Origin of the sequence: Dankookia sp. GCM10030260 (assembly GCF_042666655.1) — a bacterium.
Classification (GTDB): Bacteria; Pseudomonadota; Alphaproteobacteria; order Acetobacterales; family Acetobacteraceae; genus Paracraurococcus.
This window is the reverse complement of sequence record NZ_JBHTDE010000022.1, coordinates 13,302-33,649: the sequence shown is the minus strand read 5'-3', so window position 1 is coordinate 33,649 and position 20,348 is coordinate 13,302. Positions and strand designations below refer to the sequence as shown.

Sequence of the window (20,348 nt, the reverse complement as noted above, 5' to 3'; positions counted from 1 at the left end):
CTGCATGGGCGCGAAAGCGCGTGGTCTCCTCGAGCACCAGCCAGTGGATCGGGCGCCGGTACTCCGGGCCGCCGGCTGCCCGCCACATGTCGGTCAGGTTCAGCATGGCGCCGCGGAGGCGGATGGGGGTGCCCTGGTAGCTGAGGGTGCTGGTGGGGGTCATGGTGATCTCCAACAGGGTTTCGGCCTTGCTCAAGGGACCGCTGCGGTCGGCTCGGAGCTGCCGAGACGGGCTGGAGAGGAGGGGTGGACAAGCGTTCGGTCCGGCAGGCCGCCGGAGGCGGCTGCCGGGCCAAGGGGACCGTTGGTCATGTCGAGTGGTCCGCCCAGGGCCGGCTCCGCCTGGAAGCCGGCCCGAACGCCGCGGCGCGGGCCCGCTCGGGGCCAGCGCCGCGCACGGCGGGTCGGACGTGATGGCCCAAGCCCAGCCGTGATGCCCGGCGCGGCCTGGCGCCACGCCGGCGCCGCGTCCTGCGCGGCGTGCCGGTACGTCTCGCCTGGCTGGTCCAGGGGGCACCGGGGGAGTCTCGTCGTCGCGCCACCGTGCCACCGCTGGCAGGGTCAGGGTTCGCAGGGACGGCCGGCTCAGTGCCGGATGCGCGGTGCCGGGCAGCCGCAGCGCCGATGAGGACGCCGCGGACACCCGCCGAGGGGCGATGACGAGGAGGGCGAGAGGCTGACGGTCCGATCCCTGGGCCCGGGCAGGGGCGGCGCGGGACGGGGACCGGGCATCAAGGGTAATGCGCGGTGCGGTCCTGCGGCCGGCCGGCTTTGGCTCGACCCTCTGGGAAGTTGGACTGCGTTGCTGTTCAGGGGAGCGGGGCTGCCGGAGGGGCCATGCCTCTCATCCAGCATAGATGGGGATGCAGGCCTGATTTTTCAAGATCGCAACGGATCGCGCCGCGTGGTGTACCGGAAAACCCTGCTGTGGCGGTCGACTGAAACCCGCGGCCATCCGTGGCCTGCAGGAGCCGGATCCGATGTACCGGCAAAGGATTGTTTTTCGGCACAGCTGAGAGGACCATGACGCCCTCATTGCGGGGCGGAGCCGGGACCATGGCCAAGCGTGCCGCGCTCTATTTGCGGGTCAGCACCGACGGCCAGACGACAGAGAACCAGCGTTTGGTGCTGGCTGAGGTGGCCGAGCGTCGCGGCTGGGCGGTGATGGCGACCTACGACGACCACGGCTTCAGCGGGGCCGGCACGCGCGAGCGGCGGCCGGGCTTCGACGCCATGCTGAAGGACGCTGGCCGGCGCCGGTTCGACATCCTGATGGTGGTGGCGATCGACCGCCTGGGCCGCTCGACCGCCACTGTGTCCACAGCGCTCGCGGACCTCGCCGGTGCCGGGACCGCGATCTACAGCCACCGCGAGGGGCTGGACGGCACCACGGCCTATGGCCGGGCGATGCTGAACATGGCCTCGGTCTTTGCCGAGCTCGAGCATGACCTGATCCGCGACCGGGGCCGGGCTGGCTCGGGCCAGGGCCGAGGGCCGGCGCCTTGGCCGGCCTCGGGTGCCGGACGCCGTGCGGGCCCGCGTCGTCCTGCTGCGGGCGGCTGGCACCTCGCTGCGCGGCACCGCTCAGGCGTGTGGGATCGCGCTCTCGACCGTGCAGGGTATCCTGGCGGAGCAGGGTTTCCGGTCCGAGGTGCCGACATAGAGGTCGGAGGCGCAGATGGCCCGGGTCCGAAACACGCATTGGTCGGCCGCCAGCACCGCCGGGGCTGTGCTGACTGGCAGCCAAGCAACCGGCTCAGCTACCGTGCGCTGGACGCCCATCGGACGTCTCGCTTCGCGCACGAGGTTTGGGGGTGTCCCCCCCCCGCGAACCTAGGGGCTAACCAGCTGGCTGGCGACTCGAAAACCGGCGGGCACTTGCCCGGTTCAGCGCGGCGACTGCCTACCCCCGTGTCCCAAGCCGTCAGTCACCGCTGGCACCCAGGCCTCGCGCGCAAGGTCAGCCTCGCCGCGGGTCGTGAGAGGTGCCACTGCCTACCGTCGTTTGCTCGTTCTGATCCGGTTCCCCGCCTCGCGCGCGCGAGGATTTTGGTGCGGGGGTGCGGGGCAGGGTGCGGGGTTTTCCCCTCTCGCCCCCGCGAACCAAGCCGTCACCACGACTGCGGCGCGGTGCAGTTGCTCGCCGTAACGGCGCAAGTTCGCCATGGATCATCGGGTGGCGGATCTCCGCGTGGGTGGTCCCATCCGGGGGAACGGGCTGTCGCACGTCATCAGCAACAGCGTCCGGAGGCGTCGCGCTGCCGGCCTGACCGAGAGGACCGCCGCTTCCAGTGCCGGACCCTGGCCGCGGCGGCTGCCGGTCACCCGGGTCGTCGGGCGGCATGCAAGGCGGCGGCGGTCTGTGCTTGCCATCCATGATCTGACCCGCCTCCCAGAGCGTGCGCAGCTCATCCGTCGTCAGGCTTTGAAAGAACGCCGAATCGAAGTTCTTGGGCGGCTTGGCCGCGGGTTTCTCGGCCGGGCGGGGCGGCGCCGGCTCCGCAGGCAGCCTGTCGAGCCCGAGTGCCCGGCGGCTAACGGCCTGGATCTGCACCGCCAGCTTCCCGACTTGCAGGAGGTAGGCCGACAGGCGGTCACGGCGGGTGGGTAGCAAGGCTGCCAGGGCGGCAGCCTGCCGCGCCTTGTCGGCCTCGTCCTTCGGAAGCTGCAGGGCTTCCTCGAGCAGGTCGCATAGCCGTCGAAAGATCTGGTCAAGCTTCTCGGCACGGGCGAGATCATCGGCATTGGCCTTGGCAACTGCATCGGCCTTGCCCTTGATGACCAGCTCGTCGATCTCCGCGCGGGCCCGCTCTGCCACACGGTCGATCTCTGCCCTGGCCCCGGCCTCATACCGCTCGACCGCGATGCGGGTGCCCTCGATCCTCTCGACCACTTCCGGCGGCATTGCCTCGTGCCAGTAGCTCATGTAGCGGGGAACGGGGCGCCAGTGTGTTGGCCGGCGCGGGAAATACCTGCCAGCGATGCCGTCCAGACCCTTTGGCTGATTTGCCTGGCGGATGCGCTCGGTCGCTTGCAGATCACGCGTCCAGCCACGCTTGCTGGCCATCTCACGGATGCTGCTCTCGTGCACGCCATGACTTCGGGCCAAAGCCCGAACGAAGGCGCCGTTTTGGTATTCGGTTCGGATGGCATCCCGCTGAGCAGAGGAGAGGGCCATGCTCAACGAACCCGCATACGGTGAAGGAGGTGGAACGGCATCGACACGCCCTCCGGGCTTCAACGGCCCAGTCTCGATCAAAGATGTATAGATCATACGGATATGATCACGCATTTGGTATGGATTGTGTGGCGGTCGGCAGGGCGCGTTCAGCCCTGAAGCCATTCCTGCAGCTTCGACCAGCGGCGGCGGGTCTGCTGGCCACGGACGGCGATCGACAGCGCCTTGCGCTGACCGACCAGCACCACCAGCCGCTTGCCCCGGGTCACGGCGGTGTAGATCAGGTTGCGCTGGAGCATGGGGTAGTGCTGGGTGGTGACCGGGATGACCACGGCCGGGTACTCCGAGCCCTGGCTCTTGTGGACGGTGGTGGCATAGGCGAGGACGAGTTCGTCCAGCTCACCGAAGCCGTAGGCGATCTCCCGGCCCTCGTAGTCGACCACCAGCTCGCCGTCTTCCAGGTCGATCCGGCGGACGATGCCGAGGTCGCCGTTGTAGACCTCGCGTGGGTGGTCGTTGGCCACCTGCATGACCTTGTCGCCGGGGCCGAAGGTCCAGCCGAAGCGCTCCACCCGGACCTCGCCCGGCGGGTTCAGCGCCTTCTGCAGCGCGATGTTGAGCGACCGCGCCCCGAGCCCGCCGCGGTTCATCGGGCAGAGCACCTGCACGTCGCGGAACGGGTCGAGCCCAAAGCGCCGGGGGATGCGGTCGCGGACCATGGCCAGGAGCTTCTCCAGCCCGGTTTCCGGGTCGGCCACCTCGACGAAGTAGAAGTCCGAGCCCTCCTGCGGGTTGAGGTCCGGCATCCTGCCCTGGTTGATCAGGTGGGCGTTGGTGACGATCGGGCTGCCGGCGGCTTGGCGGGGCCCATGACTTACTCTTTGGTCCGGTGTACGAATGGAACTCATTGATGTGGCGCCGTTTGAGGCCTGTGTGCGGTATCCAGGCAGGCTACTTGGCCAGGGAATGGTGAAATCACACCTGCCGGCTCGACAGCACCGAGCGATCGATGCTCCGGAGAATGGCGGTCAGTTTGTGAGTAATCCGGTGGCGTATGTGTGCCTTTAACCTCGTAGTATATCACCGGATTACCCAGGAGGGCCTGCAACGCGGCACGGCCGTCAGGTAGGCCCGTCGATACCAAAGCTTTTGACGGGCATCGCTGGCCTTTTAGGCGATAGCGGACCAGCACCGGCCGAAAGGCGGCGGACTCGGCTAACAGGTCCTCTATTGCCGAGTCCGCCATCTTTTTGAAATCGTCCCGTACAGCACGTTCGGAGTGCCATAAGCCGTTGAAAGCGTCTTTCGAAAGGCGAACGAGTTCAGCGGGCGAAAATGGTAAGATTCCGCCCCCCAGACGGTAAGCTTGGACTATTCGGCTGCCGTAAATCCGACGTCCGGTGCCCTCGCGGCCATTGTCCCGCTTACCGGTCATCTCGTGGACGAGTTGACGCCAAGTAACGACGCGATCGACTGTTAGGTCCTGCGGAACATTGGATAGAACGTAGAGGGTCTTTCGTTCAGTGTTGTGGATCAGCCGGAGACGATCGCCGGCTTGCTCACCCTCGCGCTCTCGATGAAGCTCGAGCATCCGCTGGACCCTAGAATCGAGGTGAACATCTACCTTCACCGGGACAGCAGAGCCGTCACGCATGCGGATGCCACGGGTGACCTTCTCGTAGTGACCCGGGAGAAATAGCGATTCAGGATCATCGGCCCAGATGGCGCGAGCCAGGTCTTCCATGGCGGTTGCGGGCGGTTGCTCCCGACCAAGCGTGGCTCCGGCCACACAGTGCTGAATGTCATTCCTCCCTCGCAAATTTCCGTAGTGGCCAGTGAGAATTTCAACATTAAGTTTTGAAGCTAAGAGCTTCTCAACGGGCTTGTTGGAAGCAAGGAAAAATGCGCCCTGGTGCTTGTGGCCGAGTGCATTGATTACCTCTGCTATCTCCTCTCTCAAGCGCTCCGCTTTAGCGACGCTTGTGCCCGAGAGCGGAAGGCCTTGCGTGTTTAGACCGACCAGTGAACTCCGGGCGAAGGTGGTATCCAGGACCTGAATGGTTTCAACCTTGCGGTCGCATACAGCAACCACATCATCAAGATTTTTGCCAAAGATTGCGCGACTGATTACAAGATCGCCGCTGGCATCAAGTAGAAGCAGCGGTACCTTTGCTCCGAAAGCTGGCATCTTCCGGTGGTATACGGTGATTCGCGCCTGTCGCTCCAGCCGGCCATTAACTCTGACCGACTTGCTCGGATTGAAGACTACGCCGTGAACTTGATCTCGAGGCTGGTTGAGTTCCAGCGCCAAGGCGAGCAGCATTTTCCGAATAGTGCCCAATTCGCTGCGGACGAAGTGTTCAGCGCGCGCGATGACTTCCGCATCATCCATGGTCGGAGAAATGTCTCCGACAAACTCGCGGTCCTCGATCATACGTGCATAATCAATAGCAGATTGCAGGTGGCTGGGGTCGATAATGCCACGGGCACGAAGCCCTGCGAGAGTACCTGCTGGGTCAGTCAAGGCGTCACGAACGATGGCCATCACTCGGCGATAAGCCATGGCGGCGTTGAGGCCCACAGCCTGCCAGTTTTCCATGGCATCCGGCAGCAAACGATCAAAGCCAATTTCATCTTGGCGGATAAACGGTTCGATGCATCGCTCATCGACGATGACGACATCGGGGGGCGGCATTGGAGCGGCCGCGAGTGAGAGATAGTTGTGCGTCACGATAAAGACGCGCACCTCACCCGAGCGAAGCCAACGTCGCTGCTTCTGGTAGGGACAACTTCCGTCTGCCTTGAACGGGCAGACGCGGCCTTCCCCATCGTCGCAGAGACTCGTACTGACCGGTAGGCCGGCATGAGCGACAGCCTCAGCTGTCGTGTGCCGGAGGCACATTCGGCCGCCTTCGGGATCCTCCGGATTGACCTGGCTACGCCCGCGTACCACCGCAGCACCTGGGATCAACACGGCAATAGCTTCAGCATTCTCGATCCGCGGCACTGCAAACCAAACAGTACCCAGAGCGCCAGCGGCCTGTGCAACGTGGCATGCTGTTAAGGTAGACTTTCCGCTCCCAGCAGGCGACAAAACCAGCATGCGTCGGCCCAGAGCACGCCAGTTCGGCCCATGGAGGTCTGCCATCTCGGCGCGGGCTTGTCTGAGCGCACTTCGCCGTCCTGGCGCCTTGGGAGGTGTTGCTTCGTCGATGGCAGCTAACCGGCCACGCCAGTCCCGTGCGGCATTGGCATAGGCCTGCGCACTATCAAAGAACCGCTTCACCGCTCGATTGAGTTCGTTGGTCGCTGTGGCGGGCGTGTGTACCGGTGCCGGAAAATGCGGGTGCAACGGCGGAAGCAGCGGCGGCGGAAGAGCTGCTTCGATAGCAGCCCGCACGGCTTCGAACCCGTGCGTCGCGGCCCAGTCGTTCCAGTCGGTGCCGGGCTCATCCGGTGCAAACGTTGGAATGATCGCGGTGCCGCCAATGGTCCGCGCGGCATCCTTGGCAGCAATCAGCCCGACATTCTCAAGGGGTGGATTGCGGTGTGGATGGTGGTGGTCATTGTCGCCACAAAAGCCGACCCGCAAGCGTGGGTACTGCTTCAGATAGACCGTGGCGATTGGCTGGAAATTGAATTTGCCAAAGGCCACGCAGGTAGCTGCGCCAGTAGCATCATGCACGGTAGCAGCGGTGGCGAGGCCCTCCGCGATGAGCAATACGCCGTCAGGCTGGACCGCACCCAACAGTAAATGGGTTCCATGGACCTGCCCGCCGCGCTGGAACAGCTTCCGCCCCGAGCGGTCGATCGTCTGAAAGCCGCGAACTTGGCCATAGAAATTTCGCATTGGCACACGAAGCCGGCCGCGGCGATCTACCCGAAGACCCACGGGTCCGATGTTCTTGCGAGCGAGGTAGGCATGATCGGCGGAGGCCGGAGCCGATCTCTCCCAAGCAATAGCGCAGCGACGTGCTACCGCGTCTTGGCGTGTCTGCCGGCACTTGTCAGAAGCTGCACGCGCGTTGGCAACTGCCCGTTGCGCCGCCTTCCGTGCCTCTGGGGGCATTGCCGGTGACGGAGCATGTGTCTTCCACGACTCGGCGTAGTCGGTGCGGAAATTTTGGATGAAGCCGGCAGGTCGGATGCCATTCCGATAGCCTTTGTAGCGCCCGGATTTTCGAAGTCCCCGATCGCCCTCAACCGGCGCCCGGTGCCACTGGCCATCCATGACCGGCGGCTCTTTAGGGCGCAGTCCAGCAGCACGCAGCGCATCGCCAAACTCCACAACAATGTCCGAGCTGAAGTAGGAATGGCCGACTTCCATGTGATCCAACCCGCACTGAGCGCCAACACAATGCACAAAGGGCGCTCCCGCCGGAGCGACCGCAATTAGCCGAATGCTGATCCCGTTTTGCCGTCTGGAGCGGATTTGGCATCTGGCAGAGCTTTAAGCGTAAGACCCAACAGGCGTGCGCATTGAGGAAGATCACTGCGACGGATGGCCCACTCACGTCCCATCCGCTCGGCCGGCAGGAACCCATCAAGGATCTGGCTGTACAGCGTTCGGTAGGACGGCGGACGCTCTACTACGACTTGTCCCAACTCACGGCTGAGCTGAACCAGTGAAATCAGGTGCGACGACATGAACGTTTTTCCTATTGAGTCGAGCGGGCAGCCATGCTGCTGCGGCCTGCCTCGCAGAGCGAGTGACCAGAAAAGCTGCTTGGATGCAGCAGGTGTCTTATTCTCGGTGGCTTGCCAATAGCGGCTGACTACTACCGTCTTCGGGACGGTGGTGCAGGATCTGGCCTGTTCTCGGAATCATCACCACCGTCGGTTTCCGGCTAATCCTCTTCATCCTTCAGAATCTTTTGGAGTTGCTGGATCAGCTCGACTTCGTGCTTCGCGCCATAGGAATCGATAGGTTGTTCCCGCTGTTCGTGCGGCGGAGCAACCTTCAGAGTATCCGCCCAGAGTTCAGCCAAGGTTTCCAGCAGCGCATAAGGAAGGGTCGCCTGTACGCTGATTCGGCCTGGCACATCTTGCTGCGCCGGTTCTTGCAAGGCCGAATTAGAAGCGTACGTGTTGATCTGCTCGCCTTGCTGAAGCGCGAAACGTATATTTGCTTCCGGGGTATGCCGCATGACCTGCACCGTGAGCAGAGGGCGCAGCTGCTCTCTCATCATAGGATTGGTGCCCATCGAATGGACCAGGATCTCCAAATCTTCTCCGAGGTTCTCGCCTGGTCTCAATCGATCGTCGTCGTACACCTCCCTGCCATCCAACAGGCGGCCGACAGCGTTGCTGAACGATCGAGAACGCTCCTCCGCTACCGCGGTGTCGAAAGCTAAAGTCTTTCTGGAGTGCTTCGATGAGCGCGTGAGGCCTTGTCCGGATCCAGCCGCTTGGAAAATCAGCAAAAGACGATAAGTTCGCGTCCGTGCAGCAGCGTGTGCCGGCTCAGCACCAACACCTTGGGCTAACGCGAGGTTAATTAGATGCGGCGGCTGGACATGAACTGCGCCTTTGCCGCCACCTTTCTGTGAACGCGGCCAAAGGTCGCCTTCTGCTTGGCGCAGAGCACGGGCCAGCCGCCCGACAGCATCCTCAGCAACGCCAGTCGTCGCGGAAATGGCTGCGATAGCTTCAGTGGGGGTTGCCATGCCTAGACCATAGAGCGAGAGAGAGGTTCAACACAAAAGAAAAGTTTGGTGCGCTAAACTTTTTGGCTGATCTGGCCACGCCGCTGCGCTTCTCGCAGGCCACTCACCAAGTCGAGGGTGTTTCGAGCAACTCGGACGGCACCGGCACCGCCCGGTAGACCTCACGGCGACGCTTCTCCTGGCTTTCGAGGACGCTCACATGGCCGGCCAGGTCAACCCGGTCGGCGGTCAGCGCGAGGGTTCGGAGATCCGGCAGCTGGTGACGTGCAGCACTCCGCAGAAGGAGCGCACCTCGCGGGGCGCCAGTGCCGCGGCCTTGAGGAAGTCGCGGCGCTCGTCTTCGCTCAGACATAACCGGAGGCCCGCGGCATCGAAGAGCTGCCTGCCGGTACGCGACGGGTTGGGACGGTTTATATTGATTCTGCATCAACACCGCCGGTCTGGGACCAGGATCAGCGTGGATTCAGCGGTGTTCCGGCGGCCTAACCAAGACCGGCTGAGACAGAATTGGCCACAGTGTATCAAGTCGGATCGTATTCGAAGGCTGACCGCTGCACTCAGCCGTTAACCAAGACTTTATAAGTGCATTTTTTAAAGACAACTCCACGGTTTCATGATGCACATTACCGCACGGAACTGCTGATTAGAGCGACCCACTTTACACAAACACAGAAAATAGCCTAGCAGCCTGTCGGATTCCCATCTGGTCTGAAATCGGCGAACCTGGCCGGCATGACAGGGTTCATTTCGTTCAGCCGCGAGCAGGCCTTTCTGCTACCGCCGGATGCCAAGGACTGGCTGCCGGCGGACGACGTGGCGCACTTCGTGGTGGCAGCGGTGGATCGGGTGCCGCTCGGGGCTTTCGCGGTGCGGCCGATCCCGGGCGGCAAGGCGCAGTATCACCCGCGCCTGCTGCTGGCGCTGCTGATCTACTGCTACGCAATGGGGATCTTCTCCTCGCGGCGGATCGAGCGGGCGACGCACCGCGACCTCGGGGTGCGCTATGTGGCGGCGAACCTGCATCCTGACCACGACACCATCGCCGCCTTTCGCCGGGCCAACCGCGCCGCCTTCGAGGCGCCTTCCTGCAGGTGCTGCTGCTGGCGCGCGAGAGCGGCCTGTTGCGGCTCGGGACGGTGGCGATTGACGGCACCAAGCTCGACGCCAATGCCTCGAAGATCCGCTCGGTGCGCTATGACCGCGCCAAGGAGCTGCGCGCCAAGCTCGCCGCCGACATCGCCGAGTTGACCGCCCGCGCCGAAACGGCCGACGCCGAGGCCCAGCCCGATCCGCAGGCGCTGCCTGCCGAGATCGCCAGGCGCGAGGCGCTGAAGGCCAAGCTGGATGCCGCCTGCGCCAGGCTGGAAGACCAGGCCCGCGCAGAAGCCGAGGCCGCCCGGCCCCAGTATGAAGCCAAGCGCGCCGCCTACGAGGCGAAGACGGGCCGGCGCGGCCGCCCGCCCAAGCCGCCCGAAGACGATCCGCCATCAACTCGGCAAACCAACCTCACCGACCCCGACAGCGCGCTGATGCGCCGCTCCGACGCGCACGAATATCGCCAAGCCTATAACGCCCAGGCGGTGGTCTGCGCCGAGGGCTCGCAGCTGATCCTCGCCACCGGCGTCGTCGCCACACCGGCCGATGCGCCGAGCTTTGCCGCGACTATCCTCGGCATGGAGCAGGGCATCGGCCTACCCAGCACGGTGCTCGCCGACACCGGCTTCGCCTCAGGCGAGGCGGTCGCCACCCTCGAGGCGCAGGGGGTCGAGCCGCTGGTCGCCATCGGCCGTACCCAGCCGCACCGACCCTACGACTTCCGGCCGCCACCCGAGCCGAAGACCACGCGCCGCATCACCGAACCCTGGCGCCTCGCCATGCAGGCCAAGCTGGACCATCCAGATGCCAAAGCCCGCTACACCCGCCGCAAGCAGACCGTTGAACCCGTCTTCGGCATCATCAAGGCCGCCCTCGGCTTCACCCGCTTCCACCTCCGCGGCCTCGCCAAGGTCACAGCCGAGTGGACGCTGATCGCCATCGCCTACAACTGCCGCAGGCTCCACCGCCTGTGGCTCTCCGCTTGACCCTCTCGCCACCCAACAAACCACCGGCAGACCCAAATCCGACAGGCTGCTAGGCCATACGCTGCTAATGGGAGCATGCGCATTGTCCGAATCGAAACCGCCTTTTGATCTCGACCGTCTGACCGTGCCTGAACTGGCCGCCCTGATCGAGGCGGCCCAGGCCAAGCGTCAGGAGAAGATGGAAAGCGCCAAGGCGGCGCTGCTGGCAGAATTTAGGGACAAGGCTGCCGAGCTGGGCCTGTCGCTCAAGGCACTGATGTCGGCATCACAGCCTGCCCCGGACCGCAAACCTCGCCGTAGCAAGGGCGAGAAGGTTGCTCCCAAATATCGCAACCCAGAAACCGGCGACACCTGGACAGGTCGGGGCCGTGAACCTGGTTGGATCAAAGGCAAGAATAGGGATGACTTTGCACTGTGAGGCTTAAGCCGTAGCGACGGGGGCGGTATGCCGATGTTGATCGGCCGCCCTTCCATAATGGCGAATTATGCGGTTGCCTCAATAATACCTGATCAGCACGTGATAATCCGGTTTATCACATGCCTAAAACAGATAGAGCGCTGCATTACCGGCACTTCAAATTAGAGGGTGCTTGTTTAAAGCACTCATTTTCTACCGTTCACGCGGCGGAAGCCTACGACCCAACAGACGCCCAGCATCATCGTCATCTGTAAGTCTAAGCTTTACCATCTGATCAATAATAAGGTCTCCCAAATGCTCTATAGGCAATGCTCCTGCATTTAGGCAACAGATGTACTGAAAGCCCTCATCTGCGGAAACTTTGGAGGCGAGTTGAAGTGCAAGCCCATACTGCCGAGGGTCGACGTCAGCAAAAAGGCTACTATCGTGGACTAGAGTTAGGAACTTTGCATTCCGGCGAGCGCGCAGGGCGGCAACCATTAAGTCAAAACAAAAAACAACCATCTGATCTACGCCATCACTTCCCATGCGCTCGATGGAAAATGCAAAGTGATAGCCACTTTCTTTAATATCTACGCCAAGCTTTCCCGGCACACCGTACAAATGCTTCGTATATTGCGCAAACAATCCAATAGCCTCATCAACAGTGCTGCGCCGATCTTCCAAATCGCGTTTCATCACCGACCTGATGTGAGCGCTTTCAGCGCCCAATTCATCTTTGCGTCGGTCAAATCGTTTACGTTCTTCAATTCGCGCTTTGAGACCCTCTAAAGTGTTACCAAGGTCGGTTGTCGCTCTCTGCAACTCGATGAAGGTTTCGAGTACGCCACTTGATGATAAAATGCGAAGCAACTCCCCTTTGCTTCCGGCTGCACTTTCGATTGCCTGATTTCGTTGTTCAATCTGCTCTTTAAGATGGGAAATTTCAGAGCGCAAAAATTCGTTGCGATTCTGATAAACCTGTCTGTGAAAATCAGAAACTTCTGTTAATGTCCGAAGAGCTTCTGGGGAAAAAACTGCACCAGCATCGCGAAGTATCTCGACGGGTTTGGTTGCATCAAAGAGCGGCACAGCCTGAGCGCTCTCTAGCTAATATTCGAGCAGTTTTTTATCTGAGTGGTTGTCATTAATCAGATCATGAAGTTTTCGATCGATCAAAGTTAGTCGAGTTTCGAGGTCTGCGTAATCATCCCTGACTTGAAAATTTTGCACGGCCTTTTGGCGCTGCTTAATTGCATCTTCAAGTACCACTCGTTCAGCTTCAAGTTCGCCTATCGACCTTTCATTTGTCGCGCTGTCTGCTTCCTTGAGTGCCTTCAAGGCATCAGTCACGTTAGCTCGTGCTAAAAGAACTTCTTGCAGTGAGCGTTGAGCATCCCAATTCAAGCCCATAAGATAGCTGACAGCCAGCCGTTTCGAAGCGCCGCTTTCGGCTCTAAAAGCTATTTGTGGATCAACGAACGCATCCTTGCCTAACCGAATATAATATAGACTTACCTCACGAAAGCTTGGTGCGAACTTGCGATTCCCTTCACTAACTCTGGAGTCGGGTGTCAGTCTGGCCGATAAAACCATTCGCCAGTCATCGATATCAATTTCAGCAAGTTCGGCTGAAGTTTTTGTCTGATCAACGGGTATGCCCTCCAAAAAGGAGGCTGTTACAGCCACTCGCTTAGGTGTCCGTGTATTCCGCATGACGCGGATAACATTACCATTCAGCTGGAAATCGATTCCGAATGACGTGCCGATCAAATCAGGGTGGTTCAACACCTTTTCGCGGCTAAAGTCTGAGCCAAAGCAGAAATGCATAATTCGCAGAAGCGTCGTTTTCCCAAGACCGTTTGTGCTTTCGTTTTCGTCTGAGTCTTTGCCCCGATCCGCCAAAACGACATTCATGCCAGGCGAGAAAACAGCCTCCCGAAAACCAACCAAATCAGACCAAATTTTGAGGATCATGACGGCGACAATCGATGTGTCTGTTGCCGCAGGAGCCCATTATCAAGGGTGACGATACCGCCTGCAAAAAGAAGCGTTAAGGCTGCGGCGAATCGGTCAAACGTGCGAATGCGACTATCATCCCGGACGCGATCCCAAAGAGCCGAGATAGTGTCATTGGCACGCATTACGGTTAGGAGATCAGCCGCTATGCCAAGCAGCGAATATTCAATAGGCACATATTTGTTGGGCAGAGCGGACATGGACTTACTTTTCAAAGACGTCGCAAATTATGAAAAGATGGGCAAGGACGCAAATTCCGGCAGCCTTTCGTATTTCAGTCGCCTGACTGCCACCAGTTGCCCAATCTAGGACTTCGGCAAAAAGCTCATCGCCGACATAGCCTGCCTGACGCGCTGTTTGATATTTCAAAACAAAGCCCTCTCTCAGTCTGTCGGGAAAGTCGGCGTCAAGCTGTGAAGCCTTGAGTAGCACAACCTCGACCTCGTGAGATTTCGCTGCACCCATAGAAAGAAAAAGTTCAGAAGAAGAGCCAAGACCGTTTTTCACAATCTTTGCCTGCGGCGGAACTGTTAGAAGCGACCCAGGCGCAGGTGAAAATTTGCTGCTCATAAGCGACTTCGCAGCAACCTCCAGCTCTGGGGCACCAACATCACTAATGGAGCGCGATAAAGCGTTGGCAAATTTCATCTCATGGCGAGATTTCCATTCGATGAGCATACTTGCCGGATAGGTTTCGTGCTGTCCGTCAACGATTACGTGGTCTGTTGGGCAAAGCAAAATTAGGTTAGATGGCTGGTTTAATTGTGATTGGGTTAGACCAACTTTCGAGCGAGGACCATTGCCATTCAGCGCATAAATGTGAGCAATTTGTCCAACAACTAAGTCCCCAGAATATGCAGTAGCTGGGGAAATAATAGGCTTACTACAATCAGGATGAGCACATTCGTTGCGAGACAGGGCAAAAATAATCTTTAAAGTCTTATCTGTATAAACGCGCTTTAATTTAGGTGCTGTACTTTTAACTGTTTTAGTCATCGGGCTCAGCACCTTGAGATCAGAAAGCGAGTTGTCGTGCTGGCTTGGAGATTGTAGCACTTCCTCGCACTTTTGCCCTGCAGACGATTTCCCGCCATGTTCCATGCATTCACCATAAGGGCCTTTATCTGAGACACAAGCGCTGCTACCTGCTGTGCGGTTACAATGAGCGGCTTATAAGCATTTTTCTTACGGTTTCCGGGTGCCATGCCCTTCCTCGAAGCGGCGGCACACCTTCAGTTTCTAAAACGGCGATAATTGCCCGCAGACTGGCTCCTTCCCCTCGCATCCGCTGAATGATCGGTAGCGCTTTCGCGCGTGTCGGGGCCTCCTGTACCTCTAACGTGGCGCGGCCTCGCGCAGCTGCAGCAGCAGGATTTGGCCCCCCCAGCTTGACGCCCCGAGCCTGGGCAGCCGCAAGCGCTGCTTTCGTACGGACGCTGATCTGGCGCTGTTCGTGTTCGGCAAAGGCCGAGAGCATGTGAAGCATGAGCTTGTCAGCATGCGGGTTATCGACTGCCACGAATTCCACGCCGCTTTCCATCGGCGAGGCGACGAAGGCCACGTTGCGCGCCAAGCGGTCTAGCTTGGCGATTACCAGCGTTGCCCGCTGGCGGCGGCACTGTTCGAGTGCACTAGCCAGCTGAGGCCGGTCATTCTTCCGCCCGCTCTCGACCTCTACAAACTCAGCCGATAGCTCACCCCGGCTGACCATGAAGGACGCAACCGCCGCACGCTGTGCGTCTAGGCCAAGGCCGCTTCGGCCCTGCCTGTCAGTGGATACTCTGTAGTACGCAACGAACCCAGCCATTCTCATTTCGTATCGGGATAATGGCCTTTTGTCCACTCTCCAACGACCGTTGGAGAGTGGACATAGGCGGGCCGAGCTCCTCATGGTGGCAGGGGCAGGGACGCGTTTCGTCTTAGCCGTTGAAGTCCGAATGTGCCACCGGTCCTGGCATCCGCACGGTGATAGACGGCTTGCCGTTTACGGCCTTCCATGGCCTGCCCAGGGCGAACGCCGAGAGCCAGCGCCTTACGGCGGCAATGACTAGCGCTCGCCGCGTGTTCCGGAACGCCACCCTTGCTACTGACTTTAGCGCGGCCTTGACGGGGCCGGTCTGGTACACGAGCGCGGCCGAGCTCCGACAGATGCTGGCCACCTTACGCCATTCGAACTGACAGCCCTTCACGACGTAACATATCGGCACCACGGTGCTCGGCATGCTGCGTTATGGGGATGCGATGTTGGCCCGCGATCCAGAGAACAAGCTTAGAGAGGAATAAGAGTCGGACCGGCTGGAGGATGAGGCTGATTACCGGCCAGAGCTCTACCCCGTTCAGCGCTTTTCACTGGGCGCGTTGCGACCGCGCTCGCCGCCCAAGGAGGCCCGCCTACCTTTTCGGTCTTTATGCCCCGAACCGTATCCGTCAAACCATCTAAAAAGCTGGTTTGGAAACCTCGTCGTTCTCTGGCACGTTTCAAGTTTGACCATTGGAAGCGATGCGATGACCAAGGTTCCTAGAAAGGGCGAGAAGGTGTCTTGGGACACCTCACAAGGCAAGACTGAGGGCACGGTGGAAAAAGTTGTGACGAACACCACAAAGGTGAAAGGTCACACCGCGAAGGCCACGAAGGAGGAGCCGCAGGTTGTGGTAAAAAGCGCTAAATCAGGTAAGCAGGCGGTTCATAAGCCGGAACAGCTGAAAAAAGTTTAGCTTAGCCCGATAGCCTAATCAGCCAGATTCAAAGGAGGTTCCAGTTGGCCGCAGCTCGTACCAGCACCCGCAAGCCGCCCGTCGCACAACCGGAGCTTTCCGAAGAGGAAATGCCAACGCGTGATCTTCGGGCCGACGAACAGCCAGAGCCGGATTTCCTGAAAGCGCTCGAAGCGCTCACTGTTCCTGAACTGAACCAAGTGCTGAAGCGGGCGCAGTCTCTGAAGGATGCTAAGCTGGATAGCGCCAAGCAGGACTTCATGGCTCGCATGAAGGCGGAAGGCGAGCAGCTCGGCCTTGATCTTGGATCGCTGTTCGGTGGACCTGCCCCCGTCAAGCGCGGTCGCAAGCCGGCGGGTGAGCCCAAGTCCGCGCGCCCGCCGGTGGCCGCCAAATATCGCAGCCCGACCGGCGATGAATGGTCCGGCAGAGGCCGGATGCCGAAGTGGCTCCAGGCCGCGGAAGCCGAGGGCAAGAGCCGCGACGAGTTCCTGATCAAGGAGCCGGTCTGATACCTCCCGCGGCACAGCACCGGAGAATGCGCACGGCGGCTGACGGTCGAAGGACCGTTGCCGCAGTGCCCGTCGTCAGGCCGCCTTCCTGTTGACCTTGCTTTCGGCGATGGCCGTGAGCTTCCTGTCGGTCGCTTTCTCTTCGTCGAGGGTCTGCTGCAGCACGCCTGCGCAGTCGTTGCGGCCGAGCTGCCGGGCGAAGGCGATCAGCGTCCCATAGCGCGTGATCTCGTAATGCTCGACCGCTTGCGCCGCCGACAACATGGCGGCGTCGAGCACCTCCTTGTCGCCGACATCGGACATCGTCTCCGTCGCCTCGTCGAGGATGCCGTCCATTGCCGCGCAGGTGACACCCTTCACCGGCTGGCCGTGCATCTGGAACACCTGCTCCAGTCGCTTAATCTGGCCTTTCGTCTCCTCGAGATGCGTTTCGAATCCCTGCTTCAGCTCAGGGTCCGTCGCTTTGGCGATCATCTTCGGCAGCGACTTCGCAATCTGATTTTCGGCATAGTAGATGTCTTGCAGCGTGTGAACGAATAGGTCGTCCAGAGTTTTGATCGGCTTTGACAGTAAGCCCATGGTTCGTCTCCTTTGTTGGGGCAGCCGGGACCGGTTCAGGGGTCGGATCGCCGCCTGCGTACGAAACGCTTGCCAGGTGGCGAGGTTCGGTGGAGGCATGGCCGAGGAGGCCGACAGCAAGCGGCGCCATCGTCTGGTCGACGTGCACGATGGCACGCCGGTGGCGGCGCCCATAGTCGCCCGGGTAGCGAAGCCTTGGTCCTCGAGACAGGTGTTGATTGTATAGCGCATCCGAATAGCCATAAGCCGAGCGGCCTGTTTCGCAGCGTCCGGCATGGCCTCCCCTGCCCTACGGCATCATGAGCGGAGCTTTCCTGGCCGTTCTGGATTCTATAATGCCATTTCCTACAAACGAGGCAGCGCTTCCATAACCCCGCCTTATCCGGTAAATGACCCACGCCACGCAAAAGTCAAAGAGCTCCAATATTTATTAGCCCTGTCCAAGCACTTGCTTTGGAGAATGGGCATATGGCGTTCACGTTGAGTGCTGCGTTTGGCCGATAGCTCTGAGCGCGGCGTCGTGGAAGGCTTCGCTCCGGGTCGGATGCGCGTGGATCGTGCCGGCAACATCCTCCAGCCGGGCGCCCATCTCCAGCGCCAGGGCGAAGCCGGCGGCAAGTTCCGCGACCCCGGCACCGACCGCCTGGATGCCGAGCAGCAGATGCGTATCGGCGCGTGCGACGAGCCGCACGAAACCCTCCTCCGCCGCTTCGGTCAACGCACGGCCATTGCCGGTGAAGGGATACTGCCCAACCCTGACTTCCTGCCCAGCCCGGCGCGCCTCCACCGGCGACAGGCCGACCGAGACGACCTCCGGGCTGGTGAAGCAGATCGCCGGGATCGCCACCGGCTCGAAGCTGCGGCGCAGGCCGGCCACCCGCTCCGCCACCATCCGGCCCTGCGCCATGGCGCGATGCGCCAGCATCGGCCCGCCCGCAACGTCGCCGACCGCCCAGACGTTGCGCATCGAGGTGGCGCAGCCAGCATCGCTGCGGATGAACCGCCCGTCCATGGCTAGGTCGAGGCCTTCCAGCCCGAAGCCCATCGTGCAGGGAAGCCGGCCGACCGCCACCAGGACGACATCGGCCGGAATCGCCTGCTCCGCGCCATCCGCCGCCCCGGCCGCTGCCGCGACCCGCAGCGCTGCCCCATCCGTAGTCAGGCCGCGCGCCTCGGTGCCGGTCAGCACCGCGATGCCGAGGCGCTCGATGGCGCGCAGCACCGGGCGGGTCAGCTCGGCATCCCAGCCCGGTAGGATGCGCTCGGCGGCCTCCACCAGGGTGACCGCGGCGCCGAGCTGGGCGAAGGCCATGCCGAGCTCGAGCCCGATATAGCCGGCGCCCACCACCGCCAGGCGTTCCGGCACGCGCGGCAGCGACAGTGCCTCGGTCGAGGAGATCACCCGGCCGCCGAAGGGCAGCGCCGGCAGGGGCATCGGCACCGAGCCGGTCGCCAGCAGCACATGCTCGGCCCGGATGGTCTGCGGCCCGGTATCGGTCTCCACGCGGCAGGTCTTGCCGTCGAGCATGACGCCGCGCCCCTGCAGCGTCCTCACCTTGCCCTGCTTCAGCATGCCGGCGACGCCAGCATTCAGCCGGCCAACGATGGCATCCTTCCAGGCGACCGCTTGGGCCAGGTCCAGGCTCGGCGGCTCGGCACGCAGCCCAAAGGGCGAGGCCCCAGCCAGGGCGGTGGCGCGACCATATTCCGCCGCCACGTGGATCAGCGCCTTCGACGGAATGCAGCCGACATTGAGGCAGGTACCGCCGAGGCTGCCCTGCTCCACCAGCACCGTGTCGATGCCGAGTTCGCCGGCCCGCGCCGCGGCGGAATAGCCGCCCGGCCCGCCGCCGAGCACGAACAGCCCGGCCGTCAGTTCGCCCATGCTCAGCCCTCCAGGAAGATGCGCGCGGGCTGCTCCAGCATCCCCTTGATGCGCTGGATAAAGGCCGCGGCGTCGTAGCCATCGATGACCCGGTGATCGAAGGACGACGACAGGTTCATCATCTTCCGCGGCACCACGCCGCCGCCAAGCCACATCGGCCGGGTGGCCAGGCGGTTGACGCCGATGATCGCCACCTCCGGCCAGTTCACCACCGGCGTACTGGCGATGCCGCCCAACGCGCCGAGGCTAGTGATGGTGATGGTCGAGCCGCCGAGCTCGTCCCGTGCCGCGAGGCCGGCCCGCGCCGCCTCCGACAGCCGCTTCACTTCCACCGCGCAATCCCACAGGTCGCGCGCCTCGGCATGCCGAACCACCGGCACGACTAGGCCGGAGAGGGTCTGCGTGGCGACGCCGAGATGCACGCCGCCATGCCGGCGGATGACGCCGGCATCGTCGTCGTAGAGCGCGTTCATCTGCGGGAAGTCGGTGATGGCGCGGACCACGGCGCGCATCAGGAAGGGCAGCAGGGTGAGCTTCGGCCGGTCGGCGCCCTCGGCGTTCAACGCGGCGCGCAGCTCCTCCAGCGCGGTCAGATCGATTTCCTCGACATAAGAGAAATGCGCGATGCGGCGCGTCGCCTCGGCCATCCGCTCGGCGATGCGGCGACGCAGGCCGGCGACCTTGATCTCCTCGATGCGGGTGTCGGCGGCGCGGCCGGCCGGCGCCGCGGGCGCGCCGCCGCGCAGGACGGCGTCGAGGTCATCGTGCAGGATGCGCCCGGCTGGGCCGCTGCCATGGACCTGGCGCAGGTCAAGCCCGGCCTCCCGGGCCCGCTGCCGCACCGCGGGCGAGGCGATGGGCCGCTCGCCCGGCGGCCGCGGCGCCCCGGCCGAGCGCGGCATCGCCGAAGCGGCCGCGGGGCGCGGCGGGGCCAGGGTGGCTGCCATCCGCGGCGCGGGCAACGGGGCGGCTGCGGGCGGCGCCTCGGCGTCGGGTGCCTCGCGCGGCGCGGCGGGCTCCGGTGCCGCGCGCGGTACCTCGCGTGGTGCCGACGCCACCGCACCGTCCGGCGCGCCCGCCACCTCGATCCGCACCAGCTCGCCGCCCACCGCCAGCGTGCTGCCAACCTCGCCGCCCAGCGCCAGAATGGTGCCGCCGACCGGCGAGGGGATCTCCACCGTCGCCTTGTCGGTCATCACTTCGGCGAGCGGCTGTTCCTCCCGCACCACGTCGCCCACCTTGACGTGCCAGCCGACCAGCTCGGCCTCGGCCACGCCCTCGCCGATATCCGGCAGCTTGACGATGCGCGTGCCCAT

The 20,348-nt window shown here is 62.3% G+C and carries 16 protein-coding genes and 3 pseudogenes; 6 read left to right on the top strand and 13 right to left on the bottom strand.

Going from position 1 to position 20,348, the window contains the following annotated elements; translation table 11 throughout:
- Positions 1 to 1,023: 1,023 nt before the first annotated feature.
- Together ACFQS7_RS28015 and ACFQS7_RS28010 are read left to right on the top strand one after the other, a co-directional pair.
- A pseudogene (locus tag ACFQS7_RS28015) lies at positions 1,024 to 1,416 on the top strand (recombinase family protein); the annotation flags it as partial.
- Positions 1,417 to 1,516: 100 nt separating this feature from the next.
- Positions 1,517 to 1,663, top strand: a complete 147-nt coding sequence (locus ACFQS7_RS28010) for a helix-turn-helix domain-containing protein (RefSeq protein WP_380070451.1) — start codon at positions 1,517 to 1,519, stop codon at positions 1,661 to 1,663.
- Between the two features lie 297 nt (positions 1,664 to 1,960).
- On the opposite strand, the gene ACFQS7_RS28005 is transcribed toward ACFQS7_RS28010, so the two are convergent.
- The 5 genes and pseudogenes from ACFQS7_RS28005 to ACFQS7_RS27985 form a co-directional block, all read right to left on the bottom strand.
- Entirely contained in the window at positions 1,961 to 3,184 is a 1,224-nt protein-coding gene (locus ACFQS7_RS28005; protein ID WP_380070450.1) for a hypothetical protein, read from the bottom strand.
- 143 nt (positions 3,185 to 3,327) lie between these two features.
- Positions 3,328 to 4,044 (bottom strand): annotated as a pseudogene (locus ACFQS7_RS28000) (ATP-dependent RecD-like DNA helicase); the annotation flags it as partial.
- A gap of 38 nt (positions 4,045 to 4,082) precedes the next feature.
- Positions 4,083 to 7,505, bottom strand: coding sequence for a hypothetical protein (locus ACFQS7_RS27995; RefSeq protein WP_380070449.1), 3,423 nt, complete (start codon positions 7,503 to 7,505; stop codon positions 4,083 to 4,085).
- Positions 7,506 to 7,570: 65 nt separating this feature from the next.
- Entirely contained in the window at positions 7,571 to 7,825 is a 255-nt protein-coding gene (locus tag ACFQS7_RS27990) for a hypothetical protein (RefSeq protein WP_380070448.1), read from the bottom strand.
- 200 nt (positions 7,826 to 8,025) lie between these two features.
- Positions 8,026 to 8,844, bottom strand: a complete 819-nt coding sequence (locus tag ACFQS7_RS27985) for a hypothetical protein (protein ID WP_380070447.1) — start codon at positions 8,842 to 8,844, stop codon at positions 8,026 to 8,028.
- 732 nt (positions 8,845 to 9,576) lie between these two features.
- Here ACFQS7_RS27985 and ACFQS7_RS27980 point away from each other — a divergent pair.
- Together ACFQS7_RS27980 and ACFQS7_RS27975 are read left to right on the top strand one after the other, a co-directional pair.
- A pseudogene (locus ACFQS7_RS27980) lies at positions 9,577 to 10,925 on the top strand (transposase).
- Positions 10,926 to 11,007: 82 nt separating this feature from the next.
- The gene (locus ACFQS7_RS27975) at positions 11,008 to 11,343 is read left to right on the top strand and encodes an H-NS family nucleoid-associated regulatory protein (RefSeq protein WP_380070446.1); all 336 of its coding nucleotides are present in this window, start codon (positions 11,008 to 11,010) and stop codon (positions 11,341 to 11,343) included.
- A 192-nt stretch (positions 11,344 to 11,535) separates the two neighbouring features.
- On the opposite strand, the gene ACFQS7_RS27970 is transcribed toward ACFQS7_RS27975, so the two are convergent.
- Genes ACFQS7_RS27970 through ACFQS7_RS27950 form a run of 5 tightly spaced genes read right to left on the bottom strand, consistent with a single transcriptional unit; the run spans position 11,536 to position 15,148 of the window.
- On the bottom strand, positions 11,536 to 12,414 hold the full coding sequence (locus tag ACFQS7_RS27970) for a DUF2326 domain-containing protein (protein ID WP_380070445.1): 879 nt from the start codon (positions 12,412 to 12,414) through the stop codon (positions 11,536 to 11,538).
- An 18-nt stretch (positions 12,415 to 12,432) separates the two neighbouring features.
- Entirely contained in the window at positions 12,433 to 13,299 is an 867-nt protein-coding gene (locus ACFQS7_RS27965) for a hypothetical protein (RefSeq protein ID WP_380070444.1), read from the bottom strand.
- Positions 13,296 to 13,541: an ABC-three component system middle component 6 gene (locus ACFQS7_RS27960; RefSeq protein WP_380070443.1), complete on the bottom strand. Its 246-nt coding sequence runs from the start codon at positions 13,539 to 13,541 to the stop codon at positions 13,296 to 13,298. The genes ACFQS7_RS27965 and ACFQS7_RS27960 overlap by 4 nt, the downstream gene beginning before the upstream one ends.
- 4 nt (positions 13,542 to 13,545) lie before the next feature.
- Positions 13,546 to 14,442, bottom strand: a complete 897-nt coding sequence (locus tag ACFQS7_RS27955) for a hypothetical protein (RefSeq protein ID WP_380070442.1) — start codon at positions 14,440 to 14,442, stop codon at positions 13,546 to 13,548.
- Positions 14,443 to 14,497: 55 nt separating this feature from the next.
- Positions 14,498 to 15,148, bottom strand: coding sequence for a recombinase family protein (locus tag ACFQS7_RS27950; protein WP_380070441.1), 651 nt, complete (start codon positions 15,146 to 15,148; stop codon positions 14,498 to 14,500).
- A 698-nt stretch (positions 15,149 to 15,846) separates the two neighbouring features.
- Between ACFQS7_RS27950 and ACFQS7_RS27945 the strand changes: the two genes are divergently transcribed.
- Positions 15,847 to 16,056 carry a DUF2945 domain-containing protein gene (locus tag ACFQS7_RS27945; RefSeq protein WP_380070440.1) on the top strand — a complete coding sequence of 70 codons (210 nt, stop codon included), beginning with the start codon at positions 15,847 to 15,849 and terminating at the stop codon, positions 16,054 to 16,056.
- Positions 16,057 to 16,100: 44 nt separating this feature from the next.
- Positions 16,101 to 16,568 carry an H-NS family nucleoid-associated regulatory protein gene (locus ACFQS7_RS27940; protein WP_380070439.1) on the top strand — a complete coding sequence of 156 codons (468 nt, stop codon included), beginning with the start codon at positions 16,101 to 16,103 and terminating at the stop codon, positions 16,566 to 16,568.
- A gap of 75 nt (positions 16,569 to 16,643) precedes the next feature.
- Here the strand turns inward: ACFQS7_RS27940 and ACFQS7_RS27935 are convergent, their stop codons facing one another.
- The 3 genes from ACFQS7_RS27935 to ACFQS7_RS27925 form a co-directional block, all read right to left on the bottom strand.
- Positions 16,644 to 17,147 carry a ferritin-like domain-containing protein gene (locus tag ACFQS7_RS27935; RefSeq protein ID WP_380070438.1) on the bottom strand — a complete coding sequence of 168 codons (504 nt, stop codon included), beginning with the start codon at positions 17,145 to 17,147 and terminating at the stop codon, positions 16,644 to 16,646.
- Positions 17,148 to 17,622: 475 nt separating this feature from the next.
- Positions 17,623 to 19,032: a dihydrolipoyl dehydrogenase gene (gene lpdA / locus ACFQS7_RS27930; RefSeq protein WP_380070437.1), complete on the bottom strand. Its 1,410-nt coding sequence runs from the start codon at positions 19,030 to 19,032 to the stop codon at positions 17,623 to 17,625.
- 2 nt (positions 19,033 to 19,034) lie between these two features.
- Positions 19,035 to 20,348 carry a dihydrolipoamide acetyltransferase family protein gene (locus ACFQS7_RS27925; RefSeq protein WP_380070436.1) on the bottom strand — a complete coding sequence of 438 codons (1,314 nt, stop codon included), beginning with the start codon at positions 20,346 to 20,348 and terminating at the stop codon, positions 19,035 to 19,037.